Source organism: Streptomyces chisholmiae (genome assembly GCF_031845445.1).
GTDB lineage: Bacteria > Actinomycetota > Actinomycetes > Streptomycetales > Streptomycetaceae > Streptomyces > Streptomyces chisholmiae.
In genome coordinates this window covers 145,323-162,418 of the sequence record NZ_JAVREO010000015.1, presented here as the reverse complement: position 1 = coordinate 162,418, position 17,096 = coordinate 145,323, and the positions used below count along the sequence as shown (strand labels likewise).

The 17,096-nt window shown below is 72.3% G+C and carries 15 protein-coding genes and 1 tRNA gene; 10 read left to right on the top strand and 6 right to left on the bottom strand.

The window, feature by feature from the left end; translation table 11 throughout:
* Window positions 1–10 precede the first annotated feature (10 nt).
* Entirely contained in the window at window positions 11–826 is an 816-nt protein-coding gene (locus RM844_RS23345) for a fumarylacetoacetate hydrolase family protein (RefSeq protein WP_311669313.1), read from the bottom strand.
* 238 nt (window positions 827–1,064) lie between these two features.
* Window positions 1,065–2,174, bottom strand: a complete 1,110-nt coding sequence (locus tag RM844_RS23340; RefSeq protein ID WP_311669312.1) for an epoxide hydrolase — start codon at window positions 2,172–2,174, stop codon at window positions 1,065–1,067.
* A 94-nt stretch (window positions 2,175–2,268) separates the two neighbouring features.
* On the opposite strand from RM844_RS23340, the gene RM844_RS23335 reads away from it, so the two are divergent.
* Entirely contained in the window at window positions 2,269–3,201 is a 933-nt protein-coding gene (locus tag RM844_RS23335) for a LysR family transcriptional regulator (protein WP_311669311.1), read from the top strand.
* Here RM844_RS23335 and RM844_RS23330 read toward each other — a convergent pair.
* Window positions 3,184–4,152: an NADPH:quinone oxidoreductase family protein gene (locus RM844_RS23330; protein ID WP_311669310.1), complete on the bottom strand. Its 969-nt coding sequence runs from the start codon at window positions 4,150–4,152 to the stop codon at window positions 3,184–3,186. The genes RM844_RS23335 and RM844_RS23330 overlap by 18 nt on opposite strands.
* 148 nt (window positions 4,153–4,300) lie before the next feature.
* On the opposite strand from RM844_RS23330, the gene RM844_RS23325 reads away from it, so the two are divergent.
* The gene (locus tag RM844_RS23325; RefSeq protein WP_311669309.1) at window positions 4,301–4,702 is read left to right on the top strand and encodes a winged helix-turn-helix transcriptional regulator; all 402 of its coding nucleotides are present in this window, start codon (window positions 4,301–4,303) and stop codon (window positions 4,700–4,702) included.
* An 898-nt stretch (window positions 4,703–5,600) separates the two neighbouring features.
* Window positions 5,601–6,023, top strand: coding sequence for a hypothetical protein (locus tag RM844_RS23320; RefSeq protein WP_311669308.1), 423 nt, complete (start codon window positions 5,601–5,603; stop codon window positions 6,021–6,023).
* Between the two features lie 80 nt (window positions 6,024–6,103).
* Here the strand turns inward: RM844_RS23320 and RM844_RS23315 are convergent.
* Window positions 6,104–6,176 (bottom strand) — tRNA-Arg (locus RM844_RS23315).
* Between the two features lie 287 nt (window positions 6,177–6,463).
* Between RM844_RS23315 and RM844_RS23310 the strand changes: the two genes are divergently transcribed.
* From RM844_RS23310 to RM844_RS23280, 7 genes are all read left to right on the top strand, one after another.
* Window positions 6,464–8,098, top strand: a complete 1,635-nt coding sequence (locus tag RM844_RS23310) for a dynamin family protein (protein ID WP_311669307.1) — start codon at window positions 6,464–6,466, stop codon at window positions 8,096–8,098.
* A 153-nt stretch (window positions 8,099–8,251) separates the two neighbouring features.
* Complete coding sequence (locus RM844_RS23305) at window positions 8,252–10,105, top strand: GTPase (protein ID WP_311669306.1); 1,854 nt, start codon at window positions 8,252–8,254, stop codon at window positions 10,103–10,105.
* Window positions 10,106–10,331: 226 nt separating this feature from the next.
* Complete coding sequence (locus RM844_RS23300) at window positions 10,332–11,747, top strand: thioester domain-containing protein (RefSeq protein WP_311669305.1); 1,416 nt, start codon at window positions 10,332–10,334, stop codon at window positions 11,745–11,747.
* Between the two features lie 238 nt (window positions 11,748–11,985).
* On the top strand, window positions 11,986–13,650 hold the full coding sequence (ettA, locus tag RM844_RS23295; RefSeq protein ID WP_311669304.1) for an energy-dependent translational throttle protein EttA: 1,665 nt from the start codon (window positions 11,986–11,988) through the stop codon (window positions 13,648–13,650).
* A 2-nt stretch (window positions 13,651–13,652) separates the two neighbouring features.
* Window positions 13,653–14,081: an acyl-CoA thioesterase gene (locus RM844_RS23290; protein ID WP_311669303.1), complete on the top strand. Its 429-nt coding sequence runs from the start codon at window positions 13,653–13,655 to the stop codon at window positions 14,079–14,081.
* Complete coding sequence (locus RM844_RS23285) at window positions 14,078–14,734, top strand: hypothetical protein (RefSeq protein ID WP_311669302.1); 657 nt, start codon at window positions 14,078–14,080, stop codon at window positions 14,732–14,734. Before RM844_RS23290 ends, RM844_RS23285 begins: the two co-directional genes overlap by 4 nt.
* A gap of 109 nt (window positions 14,735–14,843) precedes the next feature.
* A complete protein-coding gene (locus RM844_RS23280; RefSeq protein WP_311669301.1) occupies window positions 14,844–15,227 on the top strand; it encodes a globin in 384 nt (127 codons plus the stop codon).
* Window positions 15,228–15,293: 66 nt separating this feature from the next.
* Here RM844_RS23280 and RM844_RS23275 read toward each other — a convergent pair whose 3' ends face one another.
* Window positions 15,294–16,361: an ABC transporter permease gene (locus RM844_RS23275; RefSeq protein ID WP_311669300.1), complete on the bottom strand. Its 1,068-nt coding sequence runs from the start codon at window positions 16,359–16,361 to the stop codon at window positions 15,294–15,296.
* Window positions 16,358–17,092, bottom strand: coding sequence for an ABC transporter ATP-binding protein (locus tag RM844_RS23270; protein WP_311669299.1), 735 nt, complete (start codon window positions 17,090–17,092; stop codon window positions 16,358–16,360). Before RM844_RS23270 ends, RM844_RS23275 begins: the two co-directional genes overlap by 4 nt.
* Between the last annotated feature and the right edge of the window lie 4 nt (window positions 17,093–17,096).

The following is a 17,096-nucleotide window of genomic DNA, read 5'->3' as shown; positions in this document are numbered from 1 at the left end:
GGGCGGTGCGTCAGGGCGGCTCTGAGCTGGTGATGCGTGCGGAGATGGCGCCGAGTTCCTGCACGTCGACGCGGACCGTGTCTCCGGGAGCCAGGTAGGGGCGCCGGCCGGCCAACTCCTGGATGCAGCCCGTGCCCACGGGGCCGCTGGCGAGGATGTCGCCGGCGCGCAGCGTGGTGCCGCGGGAGGCGTGCGCCAGCAGCTCGCCGAACGACCAGTGGATCTCGTCCCAGCTGCCGCCGCCGTAGTGCTCGCCGTTGACGTATCCGTCCATCCGCAGCGCATAGCCCTTGCCCGAGCGGTGCGGCTCCAGCTCGTCGGGGGTGACGAGGAACGGACCGAGGCTGGTGGCGGTGTCCTTGCTCTTGGACGGGCCGTAGACGAAACCCATCTCGCTCGCGGAGATGTCGCGTGCGCTCCAGTCGCAGTAGACCAGGTAGCCGGCGATGTGCTGCTCGGCCGCGCTGGCGTCGAGGTCCGAGCAGTCACTGGCGATCACCGCGGCGACCTCGGCCTCGTAGTCCCACAGCTTCGCGCCCGGGGCGATGGGGATGTCGTCGTGCGGTCCTCTGATCGCCGCCGGGTTGGAGAAGAAGAAGCGCGGAGCCTCGTACCAGGCCGGGCTGACCGCGCCGTCGCCGCCGGCCGCCTTGCCCGCATTGCTGACGTGGCGCTCGAACGCGGCGAAGTCCCGGACCGCCGGGGGTACCGGCAGCGGCGCGAGCAGGTGGGCCGTGGCCAGGTCGACGATCTCGGTTGGTTCCCTGGCCGCGGCGGCCGCGAGCCCGCCGTCGGCACGCAGCAGCTCCAGCAGGTCCGTACCCACGGTGTGGATCCTGTCGTCGTGCACCACACCGCAGCGCGCGGTGCCACCCGCGGATCGATAGCTCACCCACCTCATCGGGCAAGCACCTCTCGGGTGTAGGCGTAGAGCCGTCGTGCGGCGGCGGGGGAAGCCGCCTGAGGGGCCGGAGGGATGGCAGCCCCTTTGCGCACGGCGACGGGCCGGCCCGGGGTGCCGGAATCCAGGAACGGCAGGATCTCCTGTACGGCCGTCTCCACTTTCACGCGGTCACCGTCCGCGAGAACCTGACGATCTCCTCGACGAACAGCTGTGGCTGCTCCAGGGCGGCGAAGTGGCCGCCGGCGGGGATGTCGTCGTTGAAGTAGCGCAGGTCGTGGTAGGCGCGTTCGGCCCAGACGCGTGGGGTGCGGGTCAGCTCGTCCGGAAAGACGCTGACGCCTACGGGGAGGTCCAGCTCGGTCAAGGTGAGCGGCTGCCGGGCCTGCTCCCAGTACAGGCGGGCGGCGGAGGCCGCGGTGCCGGTGAACCAGTACAGGGAGATGTGGTCGAGGATCTCGTCGCGGGTGAGGGTGCCTGGCCGGGCCCAGTCGAGGAACTTCTCGTAGATCCACGCGGCCTGCCCGGCCGGGGAGTCGGTCAGGGCGTAGCCGATGGTCTGCGGCCGGGTGCGCTGGATGACGTGGTATCCGGACTGGACGGTGAGGAAGCGGCGGCCCTGTTCGAGCGCGTCCCGCTCCTCGGGGGTCGGGTCGTCGCCGATGGGTGGTGCGGCGAGGAACGCGGGGAAGTTGACGTGGATCGCGCGTAGACCGGCCGGGCGCCGCGCTCCCATGCGGGTCGCGATGACACCGCCCCAGTCGCCGCCCTGGGCCAGGTAGGAGTCGTAGCCCAGGCGCCGCATGAGCACGCCGTAGGCGCGGGCGATCCGGTCCGGGTCCCAGCCTGGGGTGGTGGGCTGGTCGGAGAAGCCGTAGCCGGGCATCGAGGGGATGACGAGGTGGAAGCCGTGCTCGGTGAGCGGGCCGATGGTCTTGAGGAACTCCAGGAACGAGCCGGGCCACCCGTGCAGCAGCAACAGCGGCGTGGCGTCGGGGCGCGGCGAGCGTACGTGCAGGAAGTGGATGCCGAGGCCGTCGATGGTGGTACGGAACTGGCCCAGCTCGTCGAGCTGTCGCTCGAGCTCGCGCCAGTCGTAGCCGGTGGCCCAGTAGTCCAGCAGCTCCTCAAGGCGCTCCCGTGGTACTCCCTGGCTGCTGTCCGGCGCGGTCTCCCGGCCGGGGAGGCGGACGCGGGCGAGTCGGTCCTTCAGATCCTCAAGGGCGCTGTCCGGGATGTCGATGCGAAACGGGGTCACGCTGTTCGTTGTCATGGTTGCCACGGTGCGTCCGCATCGGGCCAGCGGTCCAATGATTGTTCCGCAGCAGGTAATACGGGACGCGCATAACGGCAGCTAGGGTGGAGTGGTGTCCGCACTCTTTCCCGCACCCGTAGATCTCGACCTGCGGCTGGTGCAGTGCTTCACGGTGGTTGCCGAGCACCGGCATTTCGGGCGTGCCGCCGAGGCGCTGCACACCACCCAGCCGTCGCTGAGCCGGCAGATCCGCCGCCTCGAGCAGCAGGTGGGTGCCCGCCTGCTGGACCGCACCACGCACGGCACCCGGCTCAGTGAGGCCGGCGAGGTCTTCCTGCCCCAAGCCAGGGAACTGCTGCGAGCCGCCGTCGAGGCGATGGCCCGCACCCGAGCCGCGGCACGGCCCAGCAGCATCACCATCGGCTACGCCCGGGGGTTGATCATCACGCCGGCCGTGCGCGCCCTGCGCGAGAACAACCCCGACGCCGAGGTCCACACCCGACTGCTCGCCTGGAACGACTCGCGCGCCGCGCTGCTGGAACACCGCGTCGACGCGGTGGTGACCCGCCTGCCGTTCCCCACCGAGCGGCTGCGCGTCACCGTTCTGTACGACGAGCCGCGCGTGCTGGTCGTGCCGCGGGAGCACCGTCTGGCCGGCAAGGAGTCGGTCACCGTTGACGACGTCGCCGACGAGCCGATCCCCCGCGTACGCCAGTCCGACCCGCTGCTCAACGCCTACTGGCGGCTCGACCCCCGCCCCGACGGGCGGCCGGCGCCCGACGGCCCCCTGGTCGAAGCCCTGGAGGACAAACACGAACTCATCGCCGCCGGACAGGCCGTGGCCATCGGGCCACCCCTCGACCACGCCACCGGCCTGCACCCCGGCCTCACCACCATCCCGCTGCACGGGATCGCGCCCAGCCAGGTCGTACTCGCCACCCGCACCGGCGACCGCAACCGCCTGGTCACCGCGTTCCGCAAGCATGCCGAAGCGCTGCTCACCGCTGAACGGGACGACGGGAGCGGCTCATCGCACGTCCAGTAGCACCTTCCCGCGCGCCCGGCGCTGGTCGAGTTCGAGCAGCGCCCGCGCGGCCTGATCGAGCGGGAAGCGCCGCCCCAGGACGGGCGAAAGCTTCCCGGCCTTCAGGAGGGGCAGCAGCTCGGCCCACTGCTCCCTCAGAAAGGACGGCTGCTCCGCCCAGAACGCGCCCCATCCGATTCCCGAGACGTCGAGGTTCTTGCGCATGAGGCTGTCGATCCTGACCTGGGGCACGTCTCCGCCGGCGGCGCCGACGACCAGATAGCGGCCCTCGCGGGCAAGGCTGTTCAGCGAGCCGGTGAGCCGGTCCCCGCCGACCGGGTCCACCACGAGGTCGACACCACGCTCGCCGGTCAGCTGCCGCACGCCTTCCTCGAAGTCACCGGCCAGCACCACATCGTCGCTGCCGGCGGCTTTCGCCGTATCGATCTTGTCGGGGCCGGAGACAACCGCGATCACCCTGGCACCGAGCGCGGCGGCCAACTGCACCGCGGCGGTGCCGACGCCGCCAGCGGCTCCGTGCACCAGCACCGTGTCGCCTGGCTTCAGATGCCCCCGGCGCACCAGCCCGAAGTGCATGGTCAGGTAGTTCATGGGCAGTGCCGCACCCGTGTCGAAGGAGACGTTGTACGGGAGTGGGAAGACCGCCGCCGGCGGCACAGCCACCGTCTCGGCATACCCACCGGTCCCCGGGAAGGCCGCAACCCGCTGCCCGGCGGTCAGACCGGTGTTCGGCGGCGCGGACCGTACGGTCCCCGCGACCTCGGCACCCGGAACGAAGGGCAGCGCTCGCCTCAGGTGGTACTGCCCGCGGCTCTGTGTGACCTCCGGGTAGGTCACGCCGGCGACATGCACGTCGATGACGACCGAGTCGGCGTCGGCTGCCGGTTCGTCGATCTCGACGACTTCTACCGCGGCGGGACCGGCGTGGCTGGTGATATGGACGGCACGCATGACTGCTCCTGGAACGGGGCGGCAGGATGGGGAGGCACGGTTCCTTCTCATGCCTCGGTACTCTTTGAGAACCATGAACATCGTGGCTCGCCTGCCGCGTCCTGATCAATAAGGCACTTTCCGGTACCCCGGTTCCCTGGAGGTAACGATGACCGCCACCAGCGGCCGCCCGCAGCAGAACGCGGGGCGGGCCCGAGTAGTCCTGGGCATGGTCGGGGACAAGTGGTCCCTACTGGTCGTGTGCCATCTTGACCAGGGGCCCCGCCGCTTCACGGAGCTCAAACGCGCCGTCGAGGGGATCAGCCAGCGCATGCTCACGGTCACCCTGCGCGGCCTGGAACGGGACGGCATCGTGACCCGCACCGTCCACAACGTCATGCCGCCGCACGTCACCTACCGGCTCACGCCCATGGGCAAAACCCTCTACGAAGCCACTACTCCGCTCCTGCAGTGGACCATCAAGCACCTGGCGCACATCGACGCCGCCCGCGAGGCCTACGACGCACGCACCGACACCTGGCTGGCCGGATCCGTTCAGCCCGAGCACTGAAGCTCCGCCACCCTGAGTCCGGCGTACCGATCTTGAGCGATGGTGGGGAGAGCTGGAAGGCAACGTCTGATGCCCGGCTCCTACGACGTGAGGATCTGGAGCATCAAAATCAACGAGGGGAAGCGCGAGGCCACTTACTACGTGCGTTGGAAAGTCGACGACAACGTACGCGCGGAACTGATGACGGCTTCCCGAGAGGGAAAGCCCTTCGATCCAACGAATGGCCTCCCCATCGACCACCGGCCGAAGTCGGGCTCGCACAACTGGTACGACTTCGCCGTCAAGTTCGTGGACGCTCAGGGGGCCCGGCTTTCCGCCGGCGACCGCGAGAACATCTCGAAGACGCTCACCGCCACCACCCCGGCGCTCATCGGAGAGGAGCCTGAGCTGGCCAGTGGCCTGCCCGCCATCGACACGAAGCTGGACGGAACACCGGTCGCGGCGTCCACGGCGAAGCGGCACCGACGCGTCCTGAACGTCCTCATGGGGCTCGCCGTGCGGCGTGGCGTGCTGAAGACGAACCCACTGCCCGAGGGGCGGGGTACCAGCCCCAAAGCCGCCACCGCGGTGGACAAGCGGTCCCTGCACAACCCCGAGCAGACCGCCGCCCTCCTGGCCTGGGTACGGCAACGGCCACGGGGTGGGGAACGACTCCACGCCTACCTCGCCACCCCCTACTACGCCGGCCTCCGACCGGAGGAGGCAGTCGCGCTGCGCGTCGCGGATATCCGCCTGCCCGACGCGAACGACACCACCCAATGGGGTGAACTCCTCGTCCACACCGCCACACCTGAGGTGGGCAAGCACTGGACGAACTCCGGCAAGGTCCACGACGAGCGGCGACTCAAGGGGCGCGCGGAGGGGGGAGGTCAGGGCTGTTCCCTGTCACCCCGCGTTGGTGAAGATCCTGCGCGAGCACACCGCCCGCGAGGGGCTCCGGGAGGAGGACCCGCTGTTCCGGGGGGAGCGGGGCGACCGGCTGGCGGGCTCGGTGATCCGCCGCGCCTGGGGCCGGGCGCGCGAGGAGGTGCTCACCGCGGCCGAGTACGCCTCACCGCTCGGGCGCAGGGTCTACGACCTGCGGCACACGTGCCTGACGACGTGGTTGAACAACGGCGTCCCACCCGCCGACGTGGCCGAGTGGGCCGGCAACAGCGTCCCCGTCCTCCTCAGCACCTACGCGCGCTGCCTCGATGGACAGAAGAGGGACCTTCAGCGGCGGATCGAAGCCGCCCAGGACCTCACCGGCCGGGTCGCCGCTCCGGCGGCGCCGACGGAAAACTTGGACACGTATGTGACACGGACACCCGTGGAAGGCTGAGGTGGACCGGTCGGAACTGGACACCGGGCCCTCCCGTCGGCACCGCCGCTGACCTGCGAAAACGTCGGTGACATGAGGGGCGCCCCCGGCAGGACTCGAACCTGCGGCCAAGTGCTTAGAAGGCACCTGCTCTATCCACTGAGCTACGGGGGCCGGTCTTGGTCATGGCGTGGGACGGTGCCCCCTCGGTGACCTCGCCGGGCACAGGATAGAGCGTCGAGGGGTTCGCCCCGGTTGCTTCACCGCAGCACCCCCGTGTGGAGATCCGGTGAAGCAACCCTGATAATCGCAGGCGAGTGCGAAGTGCGCAGCGGTTTTGGGCGCTCCGGAGAGGGGTGTTGCGCACTCGTTATGCCGCGCCGCGTGGATCGGCGTCCGCTTGGGGGCGCGTTCGGCGGAATATGCTTGGGAAACCGCTTGAAGTTGGGCATTCTGCGCATGTGGCGATCTTGGACGCACGGCCCGAACTGCTGGACGCGTTGACCCTCCTGCGGGAGCGTCTCGCTGCCGTCCGCTTCCCCCTGGAACTCCCGGGGGCGGAGCGTGCCCGGCGGTCGTGTGCGGAGCTGCTGGCCCAACTCGACGGGTACCTGCTGCCCAGGTTGCGGCAGCCCGACGCCCCGTTGCTCGCCGTGGTGGGCGGCTCGACCGGGGCGGGGAAGTCGACGCTGGTGAACTCGTTGGTCGGCCGCCGGGTCACCGAGGCCGGGGTGCTCCGCCCCACCACCCGCACCCCCGTGCTGGTCTGTCACCCCGACGACCACCACTGGTTCTCGGGGAAGCGGGTGCTGCCCCAGCTCGGCCGGGTGTGGATGCCCCGGCAGGAGGCCGAGCAGCCGCCGCCGCTGCGGCGGGACGGGCAGCTGGCGCTCGCCGTCGAGACCACCAGGGCGGTGCCCGCCGGGCTGGCCCTGCTGGACGCCCCCGACATCGACTCCCTGGTGGCGGCCAACCGCGACCTGGCCGCCGACCTGCTGGGCGCGGCCGACATCTGGGTGCTGGTCACCACCGCCGCCCGGTACGCCGACGCCGTCCCCTGGCACCTGCTGCGCAGCGCCAGGGAGTACGACGTCACCGTGGTCACCGTGCTGGACCGGGTGCCGCACCAGCTGGCCGCCGAGGTGTCCCGGCACTACGGCACGCTGTTGGAGCGCGCCGGGCTCGGCGGCATCCCCCGGTTCACCGTGCCCGAGCTGCCCGAGTCGGCGCGCGGCGGTTCCGGGGTGCTCCCGGCCACCGCGGTGGCCGGGCTGCGCGAGTGGCTCGCGCATCGGGCCAGGGACCGGGAGGCCAGGTCGCTGGCCGCGCTCCGCACGGTGCGCGGGGCGCTGGCCTCCCTGCGCGGCCGGGTCATGGCGCTGGCCGGCGCGGCCGCCGCGCAGCACGCCACCGCGGTCCGGCTCGACCAGCGGCTGGACGTCGCGTACGCGGCGGCCGACCAGCGGGTGCGGGGCGCCCTCGCCGCGGGGGCGCTGCTCGCCGGCGAGGCCAGGGCGCACTGGCTGGCCTTCCCCGACGACTCCAGCGCCGACGAGCTGCTGGACGCCCTGACGGTGGCGCTGACCGGGCTGCTGGTCGAGGTGGTGGCGGCGGCCGACGAGGCGACGACGGCGGCCTGGCGGGCGGTCGGCGGCGGGCCGCCGGCGGACCCGGAGGAGCCGGGGGCGGTGGCCGCCAGGGTGGGCGTGGTGGTGCGCCGACTGCGGCGCTGCCTGGAGGAGTTGGTGGAGGAGACCCGGCACTCGCCGGTGGTGCTCGGGCAGCCGCCGCAGCCGCGGGCGGTGCCGGGGGAGGAGGGGGAGACCGTGGCGCTGCTGGCGACGGCGCTGCTCGGCGGGCGGGCGGCGGCGGTGGCACAGCAGACCCTGGCCGGGGCGCTGGGCCCGCGGGGCGCGGCGCGGTTGCGGGAGAAGGGGAACCAGCAGTTGACGGCCTGTGTGGCGCGGGCGCTGGGCGCCGAGAAGCGGCGGCGGGGGGCGCCGTTGCACCGGTTGGGGATCACGGCGGACACCCAGGTCGAGTTGGTGGCCGCGCTCTCCTCGGTCCGGGCCGAGCACCGGCCGACCGCCGTCTGAGCCGGGTGGCTGGGGCGGGGCGTCCGGGCTGGGCGTCCGGCCGGGCGGCAGCGGGGGAGGCGGGGGCGGCAGGGGGTTCGGGGGCGCAGGGCACCGAGGACCACAGGGACGGCCGGGACCGTTCGGACCGTCATCGACCGCGAGGAGCGTCACGTGACCGAGCAGCAGACCGCCGGGCAGCGCCGGCCCCAGGGCTCGCCCGCAGGCGGGGACCCGCACCAGCCGTACCAGCCCCACCCGCCGCGGCACGCCCCGCGGCCGCAGCACGCCCCGTATCCGCAACCGCCCGCCGACCGCGCCGACTTCCCCGGCTCTCTCGACTTCCCCGACCGCGCCGACCCGCCCGGCCCGGCCGGTGCCACCGGCACCACCGGCACCGTCGAGGACGGCGCGCTGCGGGTGCGGCTCGGCGCGCTGCGCGAGCTGGTGGGCCTGTCGCGGACCCGGCTGGACGAGCAGGTGCTGGCCGAGGCCGGCCGGGTGCTGGACGAGGCGGCCGCGCGCGACCGGCTGCCCCGGGCGTACACCACGGTGGCCATCGCCGGCGCCACCGGCAGCGGCAAGTCGACCCTCTTCAACGCCCTCGCCGGTGCGCAGCTCTCGGAGGCCGGGGTGCGCCGCCCGACGACGGCCTCGCCGGTCTCCTGCACCTGGGAGGCCGGCCGCGGGCTGAGCCCGGACGGGCTGCTGGAGCGGCTGGGCGTGCCGGCCAGGGCGCGGCGCCGGGCGCACGTGCTGGATCCGGGCCTGCGCGGGCTGATCCTGCTGGACCTGCCCGACTACGACTCGGTCGACCCGGCGCACCGGCAGCAGGTGGACCGGCTGCTGGGGCTGGTGGACGCGGTGGTGTGGGTGGTCGACCCGGAGAAGTACGCGGACGCCCTGCTGCACGAGCGCTACCTGCGGGCGTTCGCCGGGCACGCCGACGTCTCGCTGATCGTGCTCAACCAGGCGGACCGGCTCCCCCCGGAGGCGGTGGACGCGGTGCTGGACGACCTGCGGCGGCTGCTGGACGAGCACGGGGTGGCGTTGGGAGAGCACGGCGAGCCGGGCGCCTGTGTGCTGGCCGGGTCGGCGCTGACCGGCGACGGGGTGGGGGAGTTGCGCAAGCTGATCGGGGAGCTGGTCGCCGGCCGGACGGCGGCGGCGCGGCGGCTGGCGGCCGACGTGGACAGCGTGGCGCGGCGGCTGGAGCCGGTCTACGTGGCGGACGGCGCGCAGGCCCCGGCCGGGTTGACGGACGAGGTGCGGGAGGAGTTCGAGGACCGACTGGGCACCGCGGTGGGCGCCCCGGCGGCCGGCCAGGCCGCCGAGCGCGGCTGGCTGCGGCGGGCCGACCGGGCCTGCGGCACGCCGCTGGCCCAGGGGATGCGCCGGCTGGCCGCGCGGCGGGCCGAACGGCGGGGTGAGCCGCCGGCGTTGGCGGCGAAGCGGCTGCGCGGTGACGGCTCGCCCGCGGTCTCGGGACCGGCGGTGGAGCGGGCCGTGCGGCAGTTGGCCGACGAGGCGGCCGACGGGCTGCCGGAGCCCTGGGCCCGGGCGGTGCGGGAGGCGGCCGGCCGGGGCGCCGTGGAGCTGCCCGGGGTGCTGGAACGGGCCCTGGGCGACCGGTCGCCCGGGCGCCCGCCCCGGCCCGGCTGGTGGTCCGCGGCGGCGGCCGGTCAGGCGGTCCTGTTGACCGTGCAACTGATGGGGCTGTGCTGGCTGTTGGCGGTGCTGATCGGCCAGCCGGTGATGGGCCGCTGGCTGCCGCTGCTGCTGTTGTGCCTGGGCTCGGCCGGCGGCCCGCTGTTGGCCTGGGGGTGCCGGATCGCGGCCCGTGGCCCGGCGCACGCCTACGGGCGGGACGAGGAGTGGCGGCTGCGCCGGCTGGCCGCCGAGTTGGGTCACCGTCAGGTGTTGGAGCCGGTGGCGGCGGAGCTGATGCGCTACCGGGAGGTGCGGGAACGGTTCGTCGTCGCCGCCTCACCGGCCGGTGGGACGGAGTTGTCCGCGTCTGGCGGGTAATGCGGGCCGCTGGCCCGGATTTCGGCGACTGCCCGGAAGTGGCCTCCGGTGGGGCCTTCGCCGAACCGGCGCGGTAACGATTCGACTTCGGAATGTGTGGAGCCGCCGTCCGGTGGGGACAACGTCGAACTGCCTCTCTACGATCCACCGTACGCACGGGGATGTTGATGAGCGTGCCGTCGGAAGATACGGCTGCGCCCTGTGATCTCGTGGAGGGGACACACACATGATGCACGCGCGCAAGCGGGTGGTATCCCGCCTTGCGGCCACGGCCGTCGCGACCGGGCTGATCGCGGGGGGCGCGCTGGCCGCCGCCGCCCCGGCCGTGGCCGACGAGCTGAACCCGCGCAGCGGGGGCGCCACCGCCGTACTGGACGGTCTTGAGGTCAGCGGCAAGGTCGACGTCACCCAGAACGGTCGCACCGAGGCCATCAACGGCGGCCTGTTCTCCCTGACCGCCGAGGACGGCGGCACGCTGAAGACCTACTGCATCGACTTCGGGACCCCCGCGCAGAGCGGTGCCCAGTACAAGGAGACCGGCTGGGAGTCCTCGACGCTGCACGAGAACCCGGACGCCGGCAAGATCCACTGGATCCTGCAGAACTCCTACCCGGTCGTGAACGACCTGGACGGGCTCGCCGAGCAGGCCGGCGCCGAGTCGCTCAACGACGAGCAGGCCGCCGCCGGCACGCAGGCCGCGATCTGGGAGCTGTCGGACGGCGTCGAGGCCGTGCCGCAGGACGAGGACGCCGCGCTGCTCGCCGAGTGGCTGCTGGCCAACGCGGCCGACGTGGCCGAGCCCGGCGCGTCGCTCGAACTGAACCCGCCGCAGGTCTCCGGCCAGCCCGGCCAGGTCATCGGCCCGGTCACGGTGAGCAGCAGCGCCGAGTCGGTCTTCGTGGCCCCCGACGCCAGCGCGGCCGAGCAGGGCGTGACCATCGTCGACGTCAACGGCGAGTACATCACCGAGGACCAGCCGGTCGCCGACGGCACCGAGCTGTACTTCTCGGTGCCCGAGGACGCCGCCGACGGTCAGGCGTCGCTGACCGCCACCGCCACCTCCCAGGTGCCGGTCGGTCGGGCCCTCACCGGCATAGACACCCGCACCCAGACCATGATCCTGGCCGGTTCGTCCGACTCCTCGGTGACCGCCGGCGCGACCGTGAGCTGGGCGGCCCCCGGCCAGCCGGCCGTCGCGATCAACGCGGTCGAGAAGTGCACCGAGGGCGGCGTGGAGATCACCGCCAGCAACGAGGGTGACGTGCCGTTCACCTTCGAGCTGGACGGTGAGTCCTACGAGGTCGGCCCGGGCGAGTCCCAGCCGGTCGTGGTCCCGGTCGAGAACGGCCAGGCCTACGAGATCACCATCGCGAACGACATGGACCCCGCCAAGCCGTGGCAGTTCACCGGGGTGCTCGACTGCGCGACCGGTGACGACGGCGGTCCCGAGCCGGTCGAGGACAACGAGCCCAGCCCCGCCACCACCGGTGGCGGCGAGGGTGACGACGGCGCCGACCTGGCCGAGACCGGCAGCAGCGGGGGCAACCCGGCGCTGATCGGTGGCATCGCCGTGGCGCTGCTGGCCGTCGGTGGCGGTGTCGTCCTCTTCATCCGTCGGCGCGCCAGCGCCGCCGGCGAGTGACCCGGCGCTGAGGCGCCGAGCGGTACACCGGTCGTCGCGTCGCCGCTGACGTGACGAGGGCCGGGCGGGACATCTCCGTCCGGCACCGGGGGCGGGCCCTGACGGGGCCCGCCCCCTCGTGTTTGCGGCCCCCGCCGGCCTCCCCGCTACCCGGCACCGGTTTCGTCCCTGGCCGGGCGATGCGGCAGGATGGAGGCAGGCTTCCCACTCACTGACAACAGCTGCCGGACGGTTTCTCTTGGCTGAGTACATCTACACCATGCGCAAGACGCGCAAGGCGCACGGCGACAAGGTGATCCTGGACAACGTCACCCTGAGCTTCCTGCCCGGGGCCAAGATCGGTGTCGTGGGCCCCAACGGCGCCGGCAAGTCCACGGTGCTCAAGATCATGGCCGGCCTGGAGCAGCCGTCCAACGGGGACGCGTTCCTCACCCCGGGCTACACGGTCGGCATCCTGCTCCAGGAGCCGCCGCTGAACGAGTCGAAGACGGTCCTGGAGAACGTCCAGGAGGGCGTCGCCGAGACCAAGGCGAAGCTCGACCGGTTCAACGCGATCGCCGAGCAGATGGCGACCGAGTACACCGACGCGCTGATGGAGGAGATGGGCCAGCTCCAGGAGGAGTTGGACCACGCCGGCGCCTGGGACCTGGACGCCCAGCTGGAGCAGGCGATGGACGCCCTGGGCTGCCCGCCCGGGGACTGGCCGGTGACCAACCTCTCCGGCGGCGAGAAGCGCCGCGTCGCGCTCTGCCGGCTGCTCCTCGAACAGCCCGACCTGCTGCTCCTCGACGAGCCGACCAACCACCTGGACGCCGAGTCCGTGCAGTGGTTGGAGCAGCACCTCGCCAAGTACCCGGGCACCGTGGTGGCCATCACCCACGACCGGTACTTCCTGGACAACGTGGCCGAGTGGATCCTGGAGCTGGACCGCGGCCGCGCCTACGTCTACGAGGGCAACTACTCCAAGTACCTGGAGACCAAGCAGACCCGGCTCAAGGTCGAGGGCCAGAAGGACGCCAAGCGCGCCAAGCGGCTCAAGGAGGAGCTGGACTGGGTCCGCTCCAACGCCAAGGGGCGGCAGGCCAAGTCCCGGGCGCGGCTGGCCCGTTACGAGGAGATGGCGGCCGAGGCCGAGAAGACCAGGAAGCTGGACTTCGAGGAGATCCAGATCCCGCCCGGTCCCCGGCTGGGCAACGTGGTGGTCGAGGCGGACAAGCTCGGCAAGGCCTTCGGCGAGAAGATCCTGGTCGACGGCCTGTCCTTCACCCTGCCGCGGAACGGCATCGTGGGCGTGATCGGCCCCAACGGCGCCGGCAAGACCACCCTCTTCAAGATGATCCTGGGGCTGGAGTCCGTCGACGCCGGCTCGGTGCGGGTCGGCGAGACGGTGCAGATCTCGTACGTCGACCAGTCCCGCGCCAACATCGACCCGAAGAAGACCCTCTGGGAGGTCGTCTCCGACGGCCTCGACTACATCAACGTCGGCCACGTCGAGATGCCGTCCAGGGCTTATGTCAGCGCCTTCGGCTTCAAGGGCCCGGACCAGCAGAAGCCGGCCGGGGTGCTCTCCGGCGGCGAGCGGAACCGGCTGAACCTGGCCCTCACCCTCAAGCAGGGCGGCAACCTGCTGCTCCTCGACGAGCCCACCAACGACCTCGACGTGGAGACGCTCTCCTCGCTGGAGAACGCGCTGCTGGAGTTCCCCGGCTGTGCCGTGGTCGTCTCCCACGACCGCTGGTTCCTGGACCGGGTGGCCACCCACATCCTCGCCTACGAGGGCGAGTCCAAGTGGTTCTGGTTCGAGGGGAACTTCGAGTCCTACGAGAAGAACAAGATCGAGCGGCTCGGCCCCGAGGCGGCCCGTCCGCACCGCGCCTCCTACAAGAAGCTGACCCGGGGCTGAGGATGCGGCATCACTTCGCCTGCCCGCTGCGCTGGTCGGACATGGACGCCTTCGGCCATGTCAACAACGTGGTCTTCCTGCGCTACCTGGAGGAAGCGCGGATAGATTTCATGTTCCGGCTGGCCCGGCAGGCCGACTCGGGCGCCTTCACCGGCGGCTCCGTGGTGGCCCGGCACGAGATCGACTACCGCCGGCCGCTGGTGCACCGGCCCGAGCCGGTCTCGGTCGAGCTGTGGGTCTCCAAGCTGGGCCACGCCTCGGTCACGGTGGACTACGAGGTGAAGGACGAGCAGGCGGTCTACGTCACGGCGCGCACCGTGGTGGTGCCCTACGACCTGGAGTTGGGCAAGCCGCGCCGGCTGACCGACGACGAACGGTCGTTCCTCTCCCACTACCTGGACGACCAGGCGGACAGCGCCGCCGCGGCATGACCGAGCAGTCGGAGATGGCCTTCGCCGAGGCCGGGGAGGCGGCCGAGCTGGCCGCCTACCTGGCCCGGCAGCTGCGCTGGGACCGGACGGCCGCGGCCCGGCTGAAGGCCGAGGGCGAGGTGCTGGCCGTCTTCACCCGGCCGGCCAGGTTCGAGGTGCTGGCGGTGCGGCCGGTCCGGCTGCGCGCCCCGCTGGCGCTGGACCGCACGGTCTCGGCGGGGGAGTTGCTGGAGGCGCTGGACGAGGAGCGGTCGGCGGCCCGGCTGCCGGCCCCGGTGACCGGCCCGTCCTGGGCCGGGCTGCTCCCGCCACGCGGCGGCTGGCGGCCGGTGGCCGAGCTGCCGCACCAGGAGGTGGGGGCGGCGGCCGCCGCGGTGGTCGCCGAGTTCCGGGAGCGCACCGAGCGGCTCGCGCCGCCGGAGCGCACCCGGTCGACGCTGGACGCGCTGGCCGAGGAGATCTGGTCCCGCCAACTGCCCGGCACCCGGCTGCCGCTGCGGGCCGTGCACGCGGCGCACGCCCTCGGGCTGCTGCGGGCCGCGGTGCCGGTGCGGGTGCTGGAACGCGCCGGCTGGCTGCGGCTGCGCGCCGGGCTCGGCTCGACGACGGTGCGGTCGGCCGGCGTCGGCGGGCTGAGCGTCACCCCGCTCTAGGCCACCGTCCTCCCGCTCCAGGCGACCGTCTCGTCGGCGGTGCGGTCGGCTACCGGCCGGTACCTCGGCCGTCCGCCCGGCGGTCCGCCGGGTCTGCGACCATGGGGACATGATCCAGCAGCTGACCTTCTACGACCGGGTCGGGGGCGAGCCGACGTTCCGGGCCCTGGTCCGCCGGTTCTACCAGGGCGTGGCCGAGGACCCGATCCTGCGCCCGATGTACCCGGAGGAGGATCTGGGCCCGGCCGAGGAGCGGCTGGTGCTCTTCCTCATGCAGTACTGGGGCGGGCCGAGCACCTACAGCGAGACCAGGGGCCACCCCCGGCTGCGGATGCGGCACGCGCCGTTCGTGGTGAACCAGGCCGCGCACGACGCCTGGCTGAGGCACATGCGGGACGCGGTGGACAGCCTGGACCTGGCGCCCGAGTTGGAGAAGCAGCTCTGGGACTACCTGGTCTTCGCGGCCAGGGCGATGGTCAACACCCCGGACTGAGCCGGCGGTCGGGGCACCGCCGGCGTCGTCCGAGGGGGCGTCCCCGCCCCGTCGCCACCGTCGTCGTTACGCGTCGTCCCAGCGGAAGAGCCGGGCGGCGATCGCGGTCACCACGGCGGCGAAGAGCAGCAGCCCGACCATCGCCGGCAGCGCCGTCCCCCAGCTCTCGCCGCGGGTGAGCACGCCCTGCACCGACTCGTTGAGGTGCTTCAGCGGCATCGCGTTGGAGATGGCCGCCACCCAGCCGGGGACGCCCTCCAGCGGGAAGAAGGAGCCGGAGAGGAAGGCCATCGGCATCACCACGAGCTGGAGCGCGGCGTTGGCCGCCTCGTCGCTCTTGGCCCAGGCGCCGATCAGCAGGCCGACCGACATGAAGGCCAGTGTGCCGGCGGCCACCAGCGGGATCACCAGGTACCAGGAGCCGGTCAGCTGGAGTCCGTAGAACGGGATGGTGGCGATCCCGACGAAGAGCGCCGTCTGGAGCAGCGCCATCCCCAGGCTCACCCCGATCCGCGCGCCGATCACCGTAGCCGGCGAGATGGGGGCCAGCCACAGCCGCCGCAGGATCCGCTTCTTCCGCCAGTTGACCAGGGTGAACGCTGACATGAAGGACGCGCCCATGGCGATCGCCCAGCCCAGCAGGCCGGGTGCGAGGAACTGGATGGCCTTGATCGACTTGTCCTCGACCTGGTCGGCGGTGAGTTCGAAGGCCGCCGGCTGACCGGTCGCCGCCAGGTTGGCGGTCTGCACCAGGGACTGCATCAGCCCGTGCACGGTGCCGGCCCGGGTGGCGTCGGCCGCCGAGTAGCGCAGCTCGACGCGGCCGTCCGCGTCCTCCCAGACCACCGCGTCCGCGCCACCGTCGCTGACCCGGGAGAGCGCCTCCTCGCGGTCGTCGACCTGCTCGATGTCGAGCACCTCGGACAGCTCGTGCCGCTCGTCGGTGGCTATCGCGTCCAGCACGGCGACCTCGCCGATCTGCAGGACGTGGGAGCGGGAGACCGAGTCGTTCTGGAACAGCGCCCCGAAGAGCAGCAGGAACATCAGGGGGAAGATCAGCGTGAAGAAGCTCGCGGTGCGGTCCCGGAGCAGCCCCTTGATCATCGCCAGGGACAGGCTCTTGTAGGCGCTCACTCCCGGTACTCCCGTCCGGTCAGCTGGAGGAAGACATCCTCCAGGTTCTTCACGCCCAGCTCGCTGATCAGCTCGGCCGGTGCCCCGATCCGCAGCACGCGGCCGGCGTCCATGATCGCCACCCGGTCGCAGAGGATCTCCGCCTCGTCCAGGTAGTGGGTGGTCAACACCACCGTGCGGCCCTGGCCGTTGATCCCGCGCAGCAGGTCCCAGAGGTTCCGCCGGGCCTGCGGGTCGAGGCCGGTGGTCGGCTCGTCCAGGAAGACCAGCTCCGGGTCGTGCACCAGGGCGCAGGCGATGGACAGCCGTTGCGCCTGGCCGCCGGAGAGCTTGTCGTCCTTGGTGTTGGCCTTCTCCGTCAGGCCGACGGTCTCCAGCATCTCGTCCGCGCGCTGGGCGGACACCCCGTAGAGCGCGGCGAAGGTGTGGATCTGCTCCCGGGCGGTCAGCTTCTCGAAGAAGGCGGACGCCTGGAGTTGGACGCCGATCCGGCGCAGCAGCTTCGGGTCACGCGGCCAGGACGGCTGGCCCAGCAGCCGCGCCGTGCCCTCGTCCGGCTCCCGCAGGCCCTCGACCAGCTCCATGGTGGTGGTCTTGCCGGCGCCGTTGGGGCCCAGGATGCCGTAGAACTCCCCGTGAGCGACCTCGAACGTCACCCCGTCCACGGCCTGCACGTCGCCGTACCGTTTGCGTAGTCCTTCGACCGCTATCGCCGGTATGTTTTTGGTCACCCTG